Raw genomic sequence first — 15,687 nt, forward strand, 5'->3', positions numbered from 1 at the left:
CCCCACGCCTGCGCCGCTACGCTCGAGCAGGTCAGGCCGGCGGGCTCGACGGCTCGGTGGTGGACATGAGGGCGAACGTCTCTCCGGCCGGTCCGCGCAGCACGGCGATCCGGCCGTAGGGGGAGTCGGCGGGCGGAGACACGACCGACCCGCCGAGCTCGACGGCCCGCGCAGCCGCCGCATCCGTGTCAGAGACGGCGAAGTAGGTGGACCAGGCGGGTTCCGTGTCTGCCGGGGTGTCGGGACCGAGCTCGCCGATGCCACCGACCGGCCGTCCGTCGAGGTCGATGGTCGCGTAGGTGAAGCCGGGTCCGCTCATGTCCCCGAACGTGTAGGGGAAGACGGCACCGTAGAACGCCTTCGCGGCGGCGAAGTCGCGCGTCATCAGCTCGTTCCAGACCTGCGCCCCCGGCTCGTTGACGACGTCGGCGCCCGTGTGACGACCCGACTGCCAGAGCCCGACGACGGCGCCGGTCGGGTCGGTGAGCATCGCCATCCGGCCGAGGTCCATGACGTCCATCGGCTCGGCCAGCAGCGTCCCGCCCGCCTCCGTCACGTGCTTCGCGCTCGCATCGACGTCGTCGACCGCGAGGTACGTCGTCCAGCCGACCCGGGAACCCGGCATCTGCTGGCCGACGCCGGCTGCGGCACGGCCGGCGCGGCGTGCCGTCGAGTAGTAGCCCGTCTCCGGGACGCCCTCGTCGAACTCCCACCCGAGCAGCGATCCGTAGAACGCTTGGGCGACGTGGTGGTCCGGCACCATCAGGTCGACCCAGGCGGGCGTGCCCTCGGGCCAGGGATCCGTGTGGATGCTCATGAGTCCTCCTCGTGGGTGGTCCGGGCAGATCTGCCCGGGGCTCACATCACAGCACCGGGCTCCGACACGCGGAACGCTGCGCTGGCCCTGACCGGACGAGGCCCCGACGCGACCCGGTCAGGACGACGCGGGTCCGGACGCGACACAGCCCCGGGACTGTGGTCGTCCCGGGGCTGCGACTGCCCACGTGCGGGCGGATCCTGCCGGCGTCAGGCCGCGGCGCGTCCCAGGCCGCGGAACTGCCAGCCCGCCGAGCGCCACTCGGCCGGGATGAGCTTGCCGCGCGCGTCGATCACGCGGGCGACCTTCGCGAGCGACGCGAGCTTCTCCGGGTGCGCATCGACGAACTGCGACCACTCGGTGAGCACGAGCAGCACGTCGCTGCCCTCGACGGCCTCCTCGATCGACGTGGCGTACGACAGCGTCGGGAAGCTCTTGCGTGCCGTGTCGCCCGCCTGCGGGTCGAAGACCGTGACCTGTGCGCCGCGCAGGTGCAGGGCCGCGGCCACGTTGAGCGCCGGCGAGTCGCGCACGTCGTCGGTCTCGGGCTTGAACGCGGCACCCAGGACGCCGATCCGGCGGTTGAGGACCGAGCCGCCGCACGCCTCAAGAGCGAGGTCGATGACGGCCGCGCGCTGGCCCATGTTGATCTCGTCGACCTGCTGCAGCAGGGCCGCGGCGCGGTGCGCCCCGAGCTCGGTCGCCCGGTGCATGAGCGCGCGGATGTCCTTGGGGAGGCAGCCGCCGCCGAAGCCGAGGCCCGCGTCGAGGAACTGGCGCCCGATCCGCACGTCGTGGCCGAGCGCGTCCGCGAGGACCGTCACGTCGGCGTCCGCCGCCTCGCACACCGCCGCGATCGCGTTGATGAACGAGATCTTCGTGGCGAGGAACGCGTTCGCGCTGACCTTGACGAGCTCCGAGGTGGGCAGGTCGGTCATGACGACGGGCGTGCCCTCGGCGATCGGGGTCGCGTAGACCTGCCGCATCGTCGCCTCGGCGCGCGCGCTCGCACCGCCGACGACGATCCGGTCGGGGTGCAGCGTGTCGTTGACGGCCTTGCCCTCGCGCAGGAACTCGGGGTTCCAGACGAGCTCCACCTCCACGCCGGCCGGGGCGAGCTGCGCGACGAGCGTGCGCAGGCCCGCCGCGGTGCCGACCGGGACGGTCGACTTGCCGACGACGAGGGCGTCCTTCGTGAGGTTGCGGGCGACCGTGCTCACGGCCGACTCGACGTAGCTGAGGTTCGCGGCGTGGCTCGTCTTCTGCTGCGGGGTCCCGACGCAGATGAAGTGCACGTCACCCCAGGCGGCGGCAGCCGCGAGGTCGGCGCTGAAGTGCAGCCGGCCGGTCGCGAGCTGCTTCTCGAGCAGCTCGGGAAGCCCGGGCTCGTAGAACGGGACCTTGCCCGCGGCGAGCGCCTCGACCTTGTGGACGTCGGTGTCGACGCCCATCACCTGGAAGCCGAGCTCGGCCATCGCGACGGCGTGCGTCGCACCGAGGTAGCCCGTGCCGTAGACGCTGATGCGCAGGCCGGGTGCGTCGTCGAGGGGGGTGGTGCTCAGGTCGGTCTCGTGCAGCAGGTCGGTCACGGTGTCTCCTCGGGCGTGGGTGAGGCGGTGGGCGTGGCGGTGGCGGTGGGGGTCGCCGTCGCGGTGGGTGTCGGTGTCGGTGTGGCCGTCTCGGTCGGGGTGGGTGTCGATGTGGGAGTCGGTGTGGGAGCAGACGTCGGCGTCGCGGTGGCCGTCGGGGTCACGACGACGTCGGGCGCCGTCTGGGGGTCCGGTGCCACGGACGGACCGGCGGCGAGGAGCGCTCCGCCGAAGGCGTTGACCGGGTCGTTGAGCCCGGCGGCGAACGCCTCGAGCGTGTTGAGCCGGGAGTCGACGCGCCAGTCGTTCGTGATGAGCGCGCCGGCCGAGTACGTCGAGACGGCCATGTTGAACCAGGCGAACCCGAGCAGGTCGGCGTTCGCGGGCTGGTGGAACGCCTCGAAGAACGACGTCACCCAGGCCGGCTTGTGGCCGCCGATCTCGGACGCGCCGACCTCGGAGAGCAGGATCTTCTTGTCCGTGAGCTGCCGAAGCTGCGCGAGCGACCGGCCGAACGTGTAGTCGAACGTGCCGTTGTTGTCCGCCTTGTACGGCGGGCGGTCGTACCCGGACAGCCCGACCCAGTCGACGTAGTCGTCGCCGGGGTACAGGCCGGTGAGGGTGCTCTGGCCCTGCAGCGTGGTCGGGAGGTTGTTGATGATGTTGGGGGACCAGACCCAGATGACGTACTGGTTCGCGCCCTCGGCCTCGAAGATGTCGTGGACGTGCTTCCACATCGCGGCGTACTGGCCGGGGCTGTTGCCGTTGATCGACGCGCCCGAGCTCGTCTGCTCGGCCCACGGGTACCAGATGCCGTTCATCTCGTGGTCGAGGCGGATCGCCATCGGCAGGCCGAGGCTCGCGATGTCGCGGGCGTACTGGCGCAGGTAGTCGTCGTGCGTCCCGGCAAGGATCGTCGAGAGCGTGTAGTCGGGCTCGTCGACGACGTTGTTCGGTGCGTCGCTCGGACGGGACTCCCAGGTGAGCATCGGCAGCATGCCGCGCTCCCAGGACCGCGAGACCGCGTCGGACCGGAACGGCTTGTCCCAGCCGCTGAAGTAGCCGACGAGGTTCGGGGTGTGCCCGAGCTTCGTGGCCGAGTCGTCGAACGTCGCGAAGCTGAACGGCGCCTGCGCGGTGTACATGCCGAAGTACCGGCTGGTCGGGTTCAGGAGCTCTGCCTTGCTCGGTGCGACGGGCTTCGTGACGACCGGTGTGCCGGATCCTGCGGGCTGCGAGGGGTTGGTGGGGTTCGCGGCTCCGGACCCGGTGCGGACCGTGACGGTCTTCGCGGTGGTCGTCGTCGTGGGCGTGGTGCGCGCTTTCGCCGTGGGTGTCGACCTGGGTTCCGCGGCGGCAGCCGCCTTCGCGGCCTGGGCGTCGGCCCGGTCCTGAGCGCCCTTGAGGCGGCCCGCCTGCTCCTGGGTCAGCGCGGCGCGCAGGCCGGCGGCCTGGGACCGGCTCGTCTGGAGCTCGGCGAGCATCGCCGCGTTCTCCTTGGCGAGGGCGACCTCCTTGGCGCTGGGCGCGAGCGCCACGGCCTCGGCGGACGCCGTGCCGGGGACGGTGCCGCCCGGTGACGTCCACACGATGAGCGTGATGGCGACCAGCGCGGCCGCGATGGTGGTGGTCGCGATCCTCGCCTGGACCGTCATGCGGCCCATCGTGGGCGCCCACCAGGCGCGGCCGACCGCGGCGGCCTTCTCGGTGATCGAGGTTCGGTCAGACATACAGCATCGCCTCCAGGCTGAGCAGGACGAGCGCGATCAGGTACGGGATCGCGGCCTTCGGGTTGTAGTGGCGCCGGCGCTGCGGGGGAGCGGTCGGCGCCGGGGCGGTGTGGGTCGTGCGGCGCTCGCGGAGCGCGACGCCGGCCGCCGGGGCCGGTGCGGAGTCGACGACGTCGACGGGGCCCGTGCCGTGCAGCGACTCGAGCTCGGCCATCAGGCCGTCGGACAGGTTCGAGGCGACGACTCGCCGTGGCCGGAGCCCGGCCGGGGCGAGCGGCCCGTCCGTCGACGTGTCGCCACCGACGGTGAGCCCCGCGTCGGACTGCTCCGCGCTGACCCCGCCGGCGTACGCGCCGGCCCGGGTGCCCCAGCCGCTCGCGTGGGCCATCCGGAGGAAGCCGAGAAACCGCACGGGCATGAGGAAGAACGTCGAGGTGAGGATGAACACCGGCAGACGGAAGAAGTCCGAGGGGACCTCGTGGAGATGGCGGATCTGCCGGATCGCCATCGACAGGACCGACGACGCGACCATGAGGCCGAAGATCCACAGCCAGCCGGTCTGTGCTCCGTACGAGTCGAGGATCGCCTGGTAGAGGTTCGTGCCGGTGCCCGTCGCCGACCGGTAGAGCCACCCCAGGATCGTCCCGACGAGGAGGAACGGCAGGAGGATGTCGGCGAGGAAGAAGACCGCCAGCACCGGGGCGTGCCCAAGCATCCAGGGCAGCATCCGCAGGGTGTTGTACTGGCTGCCGCGCGCCCAGCGCAGCTGCTGCTTGAACAGCTTCTTCACCTGCAGCGGGGCGTCGGTGTAGACGAGGCTCGTGTGCTGGTAGACGGTGCGGTAGCCCTGCTTGAGCGTGAGGTTCGTCAGGGTGCGGTCGTCGGAGACCTCGAGGAAGACGCCCATGAACTGCTGGTGCATGAAGTCGTCCATGACGTGGATGAGGATGTGCCGACGGAACGCGATCGTGCGTCCCGGCAGGCAGCCGACCTGTCCGAGCACCGACTGCGCGGGCATCGAGTAGAGCGAGCGCGAGTTCTCGAGCCAGTCCGCCCAGCGCGTGATCCACGACCGGGTGGGGTCGAGGATGCGCTGGCGGGTGGTCACGCCGCCGACCTTCGGGTCAGCGAACGGCTTGACCAGCTCGCTCAGCGTGCCGTCGGTCCAGACGGTGTCGGAGTCGAGCAGCACGGTGATCTCGAAACGGGACATCTCGGTCCCGATCTTGACCGCGTTGCGCTTTCCGGGTATTGGCGTGTGGAACCAGCGCACGAGCGGTGCGAACTCCTCGCACACGCCCTGCAGCCCGGGGTTCTGCGGACCATTGATCACGACGAGGACCTCGTCGGGGTTCTGCTCGGTGACGCGGCGCAGGACGTCGCGGAACAGCTCGAGCGGCTCGTCGAGGACGGGCACGATGATGCTCGTCCGTGGGGAATGGTCGACGGTGTAGGGCCGGTATCGCCGGGACAGGACGACCTTGAGGATCCACAGGGCCCACACGACGCCCGAGAAGACCGAGAAGAGGTAGATCTCGGCGTGGTCGCCGAGCGAGTGTCGCAGCTGGAGCAGGAAGATGAACATCGGGCTGACCTCGCTTGATGTCGTCGGATGGAGTGGTCACATCTCGGCGACTGTGGCGAGAGAGCAGTGGGGCGATCGCGGACGGGCTCGCCCCAGGGAGGGGTCCGAGGACCCCGTGATCCGCTCTCCGGATCCCCCCTGCGACTGCTGAAAATTCCCCCCGGAAGCTCCGGTTCCTTGCCTTCACAGGATCGCCAGGAGCGCGTCGAAAAAGCAAGCGATCACTTATGCATCTCCCTCGGATGTGATCTATCCCACTCTCGAACTGCCCTGGATGTCCGCCTTTGATGGAGTTTGCGAGGTCGCCATGAATGCGACATCCGAGGAGGCTTCGGCGTATTAGGACGCGCGTTCAGGACGCTGGTCCTGGACGGTGGTCATACCAGGCTCTGCGCGTGACATTGACATTGTGACTGCGGAGTGCTGTGGCCCACCTGTGCGCGCCTGCGCTGGTCAGGCCCACGCCGCCGTCGGGCCGCGTGGGCACCCCCGGCGAGGTCGGAGCACGGGCGCAGCCTGTCGGCGCCACGGCCGCGTAGCGGGATGTGACCTAAGTCACAGACAAGCCTTGCCGGGCGCACCAACCGGGAGCATCCTGGGCAGACGGGACACGCGGCACGCGTCGGGGATGGCGGGGGGTACACCTCGTGCGGGATCTGAGGGTCATGCTCCTGGGTCCGTTCAGCGTGGCTGACGGCGCACGGACCATGCCCGCGCCGCTGCTGCGCAAGGCGCAGGACCTCCTGGCGCTCATGCTCATCTCCCCCGAGCGCAGCGTCCTGCGCGAGTCGGCCGCCGAGGCGCTGTGGCCTGACGCGCGCGTCGAGACGTCGAAGAAGTCGATGCGCCAGGCGCTCTGGCAGATCCACCGCACGGCCGACGACGGCGTCCAGGACACCCGACGGCTCGTGGTGAGCGACGGCGACGCCCTCCACATCAACCCCGACCGCCGACTGTGGGTCGACGTCGCTGTCTTCATGGAGGCCGCGCGGGTCGCGCAAGGCGTCGGGCCGGGTGCGCTCGACGCCGCCGAGCTGACCCGGCTGGCTCGCGCGGCTGACCTCTACCGCGGTCCCCTGCACACCGGCTGCTACGACGAGTGGTGCCTCATCCCCCGGGCGCGGTTCGAGGACCGCTGCCTGACCCTGCTCGACACGCTGAGCCGCGAGCACGAACGCCGCGGCGAGCTGGACCAGGCGATCACCTGGGCGCAGCGCCTGCTCGACGTCGAACCCGCGCACGAGCGCAGCCACCGACGGCTCATGCGCCTGTACGTCGCCACGGGGGACCGCACGCGTGCCCTGCGCCAGCTCCACCAGTGCCGGTGGGTGCTCGAGCACGAGCTCGGTGTCCGACCCGACACCCGGACCGAGGAGCTCGGCGCCGCGATCATCGCGGACCGGCTCCCGCACCGGGGGACCGAGGACGACGTGACACCCGTGGCCGAGCCGGCCGTCGTCGCCGCGCTGCGCACCGAGCTCACCGAGCTGCGCCGCAGCGTCGACGCGATCGGTGCTCGCCTGCGCGACGCACCCGTCTGACGGCCTCGCGTCCCGAACCCGCCCGGACCTCGTCCCGACAGGCCCGCCCTGCGCATGCTCTCGTCCCGGCGGGAACGGCCGCGCCCCGCGCAGGAGCGCCGCGCGCCGCGTGAGACGTCGGCGAGACACCCCGGAGACGACCGCGAGACCGGGTCGGCGGAGCGTTGCGTATCGCAGGTCGAACGCGCAGGCGGTCGGCGGCGCGGGTGGTCGAACGCGCAGGTGAGCGAACTTGCAGGGAGCAGTCGTGGCATGTCCGAGCACGCGAGCAGGGCTGACGACACGGACGTCTCGGTCGTCGCACGGTCGTTCGTCGTGCGGGCGCTCCTCGAGGGCGACACGTCAGCCAGCGCCGCAGCGGCCGGCTGGCACGGCTTCGTCACAGACACCCAGACCGGCGTGCGCAGCGCCTGGCGCCGGCCGAGCGAGGTCGCACGGTTCATGGACCGGCTGCTCGTCGAGCAGTCCTCGCGACTCGCGGCCCAGCCCGCGGGAGCACGGTTCGCGCTGGGAGGGCTGGCCGTGGCCGGGCCGGCGCTGACCGACGTCGTGACCGACATGCTCGCCGTGCTCGGCGAGCGGTTGCCGGCGCCCGCCCCGGCCGTTCCGGCGGTCCCCGACCCGAACGTGACCCTCGAGCGGGTCGCCGAGAAGCTCGTCGGGCTGGGCAACCAGCGCGGCACGGACCCCACCGGCCCGCTCGGGACGCGCACGCTGCGCGGCGGCCGGCTCGACGCGCGGGTGCGGTTCCAGGTCTGGGCGGGCACTGCCCCGGCGGCCGACGCCGCGATGCAGACGCTGCACACGACGCTGCTCGACGACGCCGACGAGCTGCGTGCGGCGGGGTTCCTGAAGCTCGCAGCGGCCGAGACGACCCTCGCCGAGCCCGTCGACACGATCCCCGCCTGGCGCAAGGCGACCAGCTTCGACGTCCTGTACGAGTATCGGTACGTCGACGAGGACGACGCCGCGAGCCTCATCGCCCGCATCCCCGTGACGACCGACCCGGAGGCGCCCGGCAGCCCGGCCCGCGAGGTCGGGACCGTCGTCGACGAGCTCGTGCGGTGGGACGAGGAGGTCGCACCAACCCTCGTCGTGCACGGCCCTGCCGCCGTCACCCGGATCGCCGCGCTCACGTTCGTGCCGGGCCCGGCTCTCGGCGGGACCGTGACGTTCCGTCGCACCAGCGGAGGTGGCGCGCCCGTCACGTCGTTCGGCGACCTCGACGCGTTCCTCGCCGCGACCAGCGGTGACACACCCACGCACACCGACGCCGAGGTCACGCTCGCCCCCGCGGACGCGTTCACGGCGCTCGGGCCCGCCGCACCGGGGCCGACCCTGGGCGACTGGGACACCGACGGCACCCCCGACGTCTACACGGGCGTCGACCGCCGCCTCGACGCGCCCGTCCGGCTCGCGCACCCCGCCGAGCGGTTCGAGATCGCCTACGCACCGCCGCCGGGTCCCGCCACGGGACTCGACCAGACCGCCGTGGTCTACCTGAGGGTCAACCCGCCGTGACACCGGCGCCCCACGGATGGACCGACCCGTCGGAGGAGAGGAAGTCATGACAGAGCTGGTACTGCCCGGCGTCTTCATCGAGGTACGCCCAGAGGGTCTGATCGTTCCCGGTGCCATCACGGTCGGGAACGTCGGGGTCGTCGGAACCGCCGGCAAGGGGCCCGTCGGGGTCCCGCAGCTGCTCGGTGGCTACTCCGACGCCCTCACGAAGTTCGGCGCGTACGACCGGTGGGTCGACGGCGCATCCGGCGAGCTGACCCTGACCCGCGCGCTCGAGCAGGCGTTCAAGTTCGGTGCGACCACGGTGTGGGCGGTCCGCGTGGCCGACAACACCGCGGCGGCGGCATCGGTCGACCTCGCCTCGCCCGGCGGGCCCAACGTGACCATCGAGGCCCGCAGCCCCGGGACGTGGGCCAACGGCATCACGGTCGCGGTCTCGACGGCCGACACGAACGCGCTCGTGCGCGGCGAAGAGGTCACGGGCGCCCCGCTGACGCTGGCGCACACGCCGGTCGTGCCGAGCGCCGTCAACCGGATCCTCGTCCGGCCGTCCGCCGGCGGCGCCGACGCGGTCCCGCCGATCGTCTACGACGCGGCGCCGAGCCCCACGCAGGTCGGTCTCGACACGGCCACGGGCGAGCTCACGTTCGGCACCGCACCCGGCGCGGCCGACGTCGTCCTCGCGACGTACACCGTCGCCAAGGCGTCGGCGCGCAAGGTCACCGTCAAGCTCGGTGTCTCGGCCGAGGAGACGTTCAGCGTCGTCTCGGGCGACGACCTCATCGCCGACCTCGAGACCGGCTCGAGCCTGGTCCGCGGCGTCGGCCTCCTCAACGTCACCGAGCTGCCCGACGCGGTCCCGCCGACCCCGCTCGGCGGCGGCGTCAACGGTGCCGCGGGCGCCGACTACGCCTCGGGGCTCGAGGCGCTGCTCGGCGTCGACGCGCACATCATCGTCGGTGCCGGCCAGGACACGTCGTTCGGCGACGACCTCGCGGCGCACTGCGCGGTCGCGTCCGGCGACGACAACAAGCGCGAGCGCATCGCCGTCGTCGGCACCCCGCTCGGCGCGGACCGCGCGGCGTTCGTGCAGGCGACCTCGGCGCACACGCTCAACAGCGACCGCGTCGTCCTCGTCGGGCCCGGGATCGTGTCCGACGACCGGTCGCAGACCCCGCCGCTCAAGGTCACCCTGCCGGGTGCCTATGCCGCGGCGGCCGTCGCGGGCCTGATCTCCGCGGCGCCACCGCACATCAGCCTCACCAACAAGGTGCTCGCGGTCGAGGACCTCGAGTACGCCCTGAACAGCGCCGAGCTCAAGCAGCTCGTCCTGAGCCGCGTGCTCGCGCTCGAGAAGCGGCAGGGGTTCCGGGTGGTGCGCGGGATCACGACGTCGACCATCACGGCGTGGACGCAGATCACGACCCGCCGGATCGTCGACTACGCGAAGTACGGGGTCCGCAGCGCGGCCACCCCCTACATCGGCCTCCTCAACAACCAGCGGGTGCGGGGGGCCCTGCGCGCGACCATCAACAACGTCCTGGCGCAGATGGTCCTCGACGAGATGCTCGTCAGCTACGAGCTCGACGTGCACGCCTCGCGCGACGACGAGATCCGCGGCATCGCCCTCGTCGACCTCGTGCTGCGACCCACGTTCAGCATCGACTTCATCAAGGTGACGATGTTCCTCGAGTAAGGACGCCCCATGGCACTGACAGAAGTCTTCACCGGGAAGAACGGCACGCTCACGCTCGCGAGCGAGGACACCCCCGAGGGTGCCGACGCCAAGGCGGTCGTGGACACCTACGCGATCCAGACGGTCGGTCGCCTGACCGACGTCGCGGTCAAGGTCGACACCGCGCTCAAGGAGTTCTACGAGGTCGGGCGACGTCACCCGGTGTCGCTGAGCCCTGGGGACATCGCGATCTCGGGCACCGTCGGCCGCGCGTACGTCAACGGCGCGCTGCTCATGCTGCTCCAGGGTCGCGGGTCCTCGCCCACGGCGTTCGCGGAGCCGTACGTCCAGCCGTCGTTCACCATCACGCTGCGGCTCGCGGACCCGGCCCGGCCGTCGAACTCGCTCACCCTCGAGATCGGCGGCGTGAAGTTCGAGAACTGGCGCTTCACGCTGCCCGAGGACGAGTTTGTCATCGAGAACCTGTGCTTCCGCGCCCTGACGATCCGTGCGATCGACCGGGACGGCGGCGCAGGCGCTGCGGGTGGCGGCGAGGCGGCCCCGACGGCCGTGGCGTTCGCCACCGAGTGACCGGGGGGTGGCACGCATGGCCCTGACGGCGGAGGACCTGCTGGCCGGCAGCGCGCTCACGCACGAGGTCGTGCTGCCACCCGGCGGTCCGGTGGGTGCGGTGACGGTCCGGCCGCTCACCGTGCGGGACGTCCAGCTCGTCGCGCACGCGGCGAAGGACGACCGCGAGCTCGCGGCCGGGCTGATGATCGCGCGGGCCGTCGTCGAGCCCGTGCTCACCGTCGAGCAGGCGGGTCGTCTCCCGGCCGGGCTCGCCCGCTTCCTCGTCGACACGATCAACGAGCTCAGCGGGATCGAGACCCCTCGGGACCGCCTGGCCGAGCTGGTCCAGGCGCCGCTCGCCAAGGCGTGCTTCGTGCTCGCCGAGGAGTTCGGCTGGACGGCCGAGGACGTCGCCGGCATGACCATCGGTCAGATCCTCATGTACGTCGAGATGACCGGACGGGCCTCGGAGGTCGCATGAGCGCCGACCGGGTGCGCAGCGGCGCACGCGCAGGGCTGCCGGGCGTCGGGACTCTCGACGCCGCGGGTGGTCCGGTCGCGTGGTGCCGGAGCACCGAGCGGGCGACCCGGCGGGTCGCCGACCTCGACGCGCGGCTCGACGCCGTGTGCGCGCGGGCACCGAGGACGCCGACGCTCGTCCGGGGGCCGGTGCTCGGTCACGCGCTCGACGACTGCCTGCGTCGGCTCGATCAGGGCGACGCGCCGGGGGTCGAGGTCCCCGACGGGACGGGCACCGGGGTGCGCGACGGGTCGGGGACCGGGTGGGACGACCGGACGCGTCGTCGGCCGAGCGGAACCGGGGGCGACGGGCGCTCATGGGACGGTGACGGCGGCGCTGCCGCGGTCCCGCGGGCACGGCACGTCGGCCGGGTCGGTCCCGCGTCGGCCCTCGAGCCTCGGGTTGGGCCGTCGACCGCGGTGTTCGGCGGGTCCGCGCAGCGCGGGGCGCACGGCGTCGTGGGCACACGCCGGGTCGCGGTGGACGGCGCGGACGCCGGTGCCGGGGTCACTGCCGACCGGCTGCGCGCGCTGGCGGGTCCGGTGCCGATGCGCGTGCTCGCGGGTCCGACGGCACCGGGCGGGCCAACGGGGGCTGGCCGTGCTCATCGGCGTGGACCAGGTGCGGACCGCAGACCGGTCGAGCCGCGGGCCTCTGGCGTGGAACCGTCGGCCCCGTCGGGCCCACCGGCGGTGACGGGTCCCGAGCATGCAGCCGTCGTCGCGGCGCGGGTCCTGCGCCGGATCGCCGGTCGCCCGGGGTCGGCCACGGCCCTGGCGCGGAGCGTGCCGCGGCCCGACGCGGGACCGGCCGACCAGGCGCTCGTCGACGTGCTCGTGCGTTGGTCGGCCTGGCGCGGTCCCGCTGCGGAGGCCACGGATGACGGGTCGTCCGACGCGCGGGGTGGCGCCCCGGCCGCGAGCGGTGCGCGTCGGCGGCGCCGCGGGCGTGGTCGGACGGAACCCGCTCAACCCGGCGGCGAGCGAGTCGGTGCGACCCCCGGACCGGAGCTCGGCGCCTCGCGGCGCCCCTCCACCCCCGCTGTCGACGAGCACCCCGTGCGCTCGCCGTCCCGGTTCGCCGAGCAGCCGACCCGCCCGCGCCGCCTCGCGGACGTCGTGGACCCGCCAGCCGACGAGGACGCCGCGGGCGACGCGGGACCGGGCACCGACGGGGTCGGCCTGCGCCCAGGGCTCGCGCGCGTGGCCGTCGACACGTCGGCCGCGACCGGGATCGGTGGCACGGTGCCGACCGTGTCGGCCCCCGAGCTCGAACGCGTCCTCGCGCGCGTCCTCCGGGATGCCGCCAGCCGGCACGGGATCGAGGTGTGACATGCGTCCGACGCTGGCCGGGACCGAGCTGCCGCAGGTGCAGGAGCTCACGACGAGCGACCTGCGCGCCGTCGCGGAGCACAAGGCACCCGGCAAGGACGGCAGCATGCTGCAGAACCTCGGCCGCGCGCCGACGGCCGTCACGGTGCGGGGGGTCGCGACCGATCCGGCGTCGCTCGACCTCGTCGAGCAGCTCAAGACCGACATGCGGACCGGGCAGCCCGTCGCGTTCGTCGCCGACATCACGACCGACACCACGATCGAGCAGGTCCTCATCGACGACCTGCAGGTCCGTCAGCTCGCCGGTCGGCCCGACCGCTACGCGTACGTCCTGACGCTGCGCGAGTACGTCGAACCCGTCGAACCCGAGTCCAGCGCCGCGCTCGACGCGGACATCGCCGCGGACGCCGGCGGCCTCGTCGACGGCCTGCTCGAGGGGCTCGACATCGCCGTGCCCTTCGCCAGCGGCCTCGACAGGTTCGTGACCCCCCTGACCGACATGCTCAGCCGGCTCCAGGCCTTCCGTCAGGCGAGCAGCCCCTGACGACCCGCCGACCACCGCCGGCGCACACGCCGGACCCCCGCACCGATCGAGACCGAGGAGCACACCATGGCCGACCAGAACCTCTTCGAGCAGCTCAAAGGGGTGCTCACCGAGTTCAAGACGTTCCTCGACCAGAACGTCGCGACGATCAAGCCCGCCATCCAGGCGATCGCCGCGCTCGTGCCGCAGGTCACCGAGCTCATCGACCTGCTCACCGGCCTGCTCGGCAAGCTCAAGACCGAGCTCAACAACCTCGACGTCGGGGCGATCCCCGGGCTCGGCGAGGTGGCGCAGTTCACCGGCATGATCCCGGCGTTCCTGGACGCCGCGAAGAAGATCCTGCCCGACGAGGCCGCGAGCATCGACTCCATCGCGTCGGTCGCCGACGTCGTCACGGGGCTCCCGTCCGTCGACGCGATCAAGGCCGAGCTGATCGGCCTCATCGACGCGATCTCGACGCACCTGAGCTCGCTCAAGCCCTGACGGCCGAGCCCGCGACCGAACGGAGGGACCGTGGTCCGCCCGATGCTGGGAGACCTCGAGCTGGAGCAGGTGCAGCTCGTCGAGTCCGACGAGGACCAGGTGGTCGTGCGCCACCGCGTCCCCGCGCTCGAGGGCGACTTCCTCCAGGACCTCGGTCGTCGCGGTGCGCGGGTGTCGCTGACCGGTGTGCTCACGGCGCCCGACACGAAGGACAGCCTCGCGGACCTGCGCACGCGGTTCCACGCGGGCGACCCCGTCGCGTTCGTCTCGGACATCACCTCCGCGACGGCCGTCGACCAGGTGCTCGTCGAGCGCATGGACGTCCGCGAGCTGGCTGGTCGGCCCAGCATGTTCGAGTACCACCTCACGCTGCGGGAGCTCACCGAGGCCGAGCCGGTCGACACCGAGGAGGTGGTCATCCCGCCGCCACCGCCGCCCACGGTCACCGACGGCAAGCTCGCGGTCACCGTGGTGGTCGAGGGCGACCCCGGGTTCGACATGGACCGCGTGAAGGTGTCGGTCACGGGCACCGAGGAGAAGTCGGGTGCGTCGCTCGACCGGCAGCTGACGAACCGCACCCGCCCGGACACGTGGTTCGAGGACCCGTTCCCCGCGGGGCAGTACACCGCGTCGGCGCTGGTCGACGACAACGCGACGCCGACCGGTCAGCGCGAGGTGCTCACCGGGTCGACCGAGGTGCGGGTCGTCGAGGGGGCGACGGCGACCGCGACGATCACGCTGCGGCGCGGCGGCAAGATCGGCACCGTCTTCGTCATCACGTTCCACTTCGACAAGTCCTTCGTCGAGCCGTGCATGCGCCACGTGCTCGCCCGGGTGCTCGAGTTCTCGGGCGCGCACACCGACCAGAAGCTGCTGATCGTCGGCGACACGGACCTGACCGGCAGCGACCAGTACAACCAGGCGCTGTCCGAGCGTCGGGCGCGCGCGACCTTCGCGATGATGACGTTCGGCAGCGACCCGGACCGGTCGGTGGCGGAGTGGGACGCGCTGCGCAAGGCACGACCGTCGGGCACGATCACGACGGTCGCGGACACGTGGGGCACCCGCGAGTACCAGCTGATGCTGCAGGACCTGGGCCGGTTCACGGGCAACGTCGGAGGTGACCCAGCCCTCACCGACGCCGCCGTCCGGCAGTTCCAGACCGACCACGGGCTCGCGTCCGACGGGATCGTGGGCGACGACACCTGGCCCGCGCTCATCCGTGAGTACCTCGCGCACGAGCCGCTCGACCTGCCGACCGACCGGCTGCTCGCGAACGCCAACGCGTCGGGCTGCGACAACGGTCCGCTGCGGTGGCTCGGCTGCGGCGAGCAGGACCCGGTGCGGAGCACGCAGGACGCGTGGCGCCCGAACCGGCGGACCGAGCTGATGTTCGTCCACGAGACGGCGATGGCCGTCCAGGTGCCGAGGCCGGTCACGCTCGACCTCGTCCCCGAGGGTGCGGGTGGGGGCGGCTGGTGCCTCGACGACGGCACCGCGACCGCCGTCGACGCGTTCGTCGTCCCCTGGGGGCAGCCCGCCCCGACGCCGCCCGGGCCGGCCTGGTTCCGCACGCCCGCCGAGCCCGGCACGTTCCCCGTCGCCGGCCGGATCACGTTCGAGGACGGCACGCCGTTCGCCCTGCGCACCTACGTGCTGACCGCGCCCGACGGCGAGTACCTCAACGGCGAGGTCCCGGCGACGGGCCCGACCGCGCACGCGGGGACGCCGATCAAGGGACGGACCGACGCCGACGGGAACCTCACGTTCCCCGGACC

13 protein-coding genes are annotated in these 15,687 nt (G+C 72.4%); 9 read left to right on the top strand and 4 right to left on the bottom strand.

The window, feature by feature from the left end; all coding sequences use genetic code 11:
- Nucleotides 1-31 precede the first annotated feature (31 nt).
- From VFW79_RS05235 to VFW79_RS05250, 4 genes are all read right to left on the bottom strand, one after another.
- The gene (locus tag VFW79_RS05235; protein ID WP_329676263.1) at nt 32-817 is read right to left on the bottom strand and encodes a VOC family protein; all 786 of its coding nucleotides are present in this window, start codon (nt 815-817) and stop codon (nt 32-34) included.
- A gap of 209 nt (nt 818-1,026) precedes the next feature.
- Nucleotides 1,027-2,397 (bottom strand): UDP-glucose/GDP-mannose dehydrogenase family protein, encoded by a 1,371-nt coding sequence (locus VFW79_RS05240; RefSeq protein WP_329676275.1) that lies wholly within the window; start codon nt 2,395-2,397, stop codon nt 1,027-1,029.
- A 5-nt stretch (nt 2,398-2,402) separates the two neighbouring features.
- Nucleotides 2,403-4,136 (bottom strand): glycoside hydrolase family 26 protein, encoded by a 1,734-nt coding sequence (locus VFW79_RS05245; protein WP_329676264.1) that lies wholly within the window; start codon nt 4,134-4,136, stop codon nt 2,403-2,405.
- Nucleotides 4,129-5,721 (bottom strand): glycosyltransferase family 2 protein, encoded by a 1,593-nt coding sequence (locus VFW79_RS05250; RefSeq protein WP_329676265.1) that lies wholly within the window; start codon nt 5,719-5,721, stop codon nt 4,129-4,131. The genes VFW79_RS05245 and VFW79_RS05250 overlap by 8 nt, the downstream gene beginning before the upstream one ends.
- Nucleotides 5,722-6,428: 707 nt before the next feature.
- On the opposite strand from VFW79_RS05250, the gene VFW79_RS05255 reads away from it, so the two are divergent.
- From VFW79_RS05255 to VFW79_RS05295, 9 genes are all read left to right on the top strand, one after another.
- Nucleotides 6,429-7,262 carry an AfsR/SARP family transcriptional regulator gene (locus VFW79_RS05255; RefSeq protein WP_329676266.1) on the top strand — a complete coding sequence of 278 codons (834 nt, stop codon included), beginning with the start codon at nt 6,429-6,431 and terminating at the stop codon, nt 7,260-7,262.
- A gap of 252 nt (nt 7,263-7,514) precedes the next feature.
- A complete protein-coding gene (locus VFW79_RS05260; protein ID WP_329676267.1) occupies nt 7,515-8,783 on the top strand; it encodes a hypothetical protein in 1,269 nt (422 codons plus the stop codon).
- Between the two features lie 46 nt (nt 8,784-8,829).
- Nucleotides 8,830-10,479: a phage tail sheath subtilisin-like domain-containing protein gene (locus VFW79_RS05265; RefSeq protein ID WP_329676268.1), complete on the top strand. Its 1,650-nt coding sequence runs from the start codon at nt 8,830-8,832 to the stop codon at nt 10,477-10,479.
- A gap of 9 nt (nt 10,480-10,488) precedes the next feature.
- A complete protein-coding gene (locus VFW79_RS05270) occupies nt 10,489-11,049 on the top strand; it encodes a hypothetical protein (protein ID WP_329676269.1) in 561 nt (186 codons plus the stop codon).
- A 16-nt stretch (nt 11,050-11,065) separates the two neighbouring features.
- Nucleotides 11,066-11,512: a hypothetical protein gene (locus VFW79_RS05275; RefSeq protein ID WP_329676270.1), complete on the top strand. Its 447-nt coding sequence runs from the start codon at nt 11,066-11,068 to the stop codon at nt 11,510-11,512.
- Nucleotides 11,509-12,882, top strand: coding sequence for a hypothetical protein (locus VFW79_RS05280; protein ID WP_329676271.1), 1,374 nt, complete (start codon nt 11,509-11,511; stop codon nt 12,880-12,882). The genes VFW79_RS05275 and VFW79_RS05280 overlap by 4 nt, the downstream gene beginning before the upstream one ends.
- Nucleotide 12,883: 1 nt before the next feature.
- Nucleotides 12,884-13,426, top strand: a complete 543-nt coding sequence (locus tag VFW79_RS05285) for a hypothetical protein (RefSeq protein ID WP_329676272.1) — start codon at nt 12,884-12,886, stop codon at nt 13,424-13,426.
- A 66-nt stretch (nt 13,427-13,492) separates the two neighbouring features.
- Complete coding sequence (locus VFW79_RS05290) at nt 13,493-13,909, top strand: hypothetical protein (RefSeq protein WP_329676273.1); 417 nt, start codon at nt 13,493-13,495, stop codon at nt 13,907-13,909.
- Nucleotides 13,910-13,939: 30 nt separating this feature from the next.
- Nucleotides 13,940-15,687 (top strand): peptidoglycan-binding protein (locus VFW79_RS05295; protein WP_329676274.1); only part of this gene is annotated, 1,748 nt, incomplete at its 3' end.

It is taken from the genome of Cellulomonas sp., from assembly GCF_036279715.1.
Taxonomy (GTDB): Bacteria; Actinomycetota; Actinomycetes; order Actinomycetales; family Cellulomonadaceae; genus Cellulomonas_A.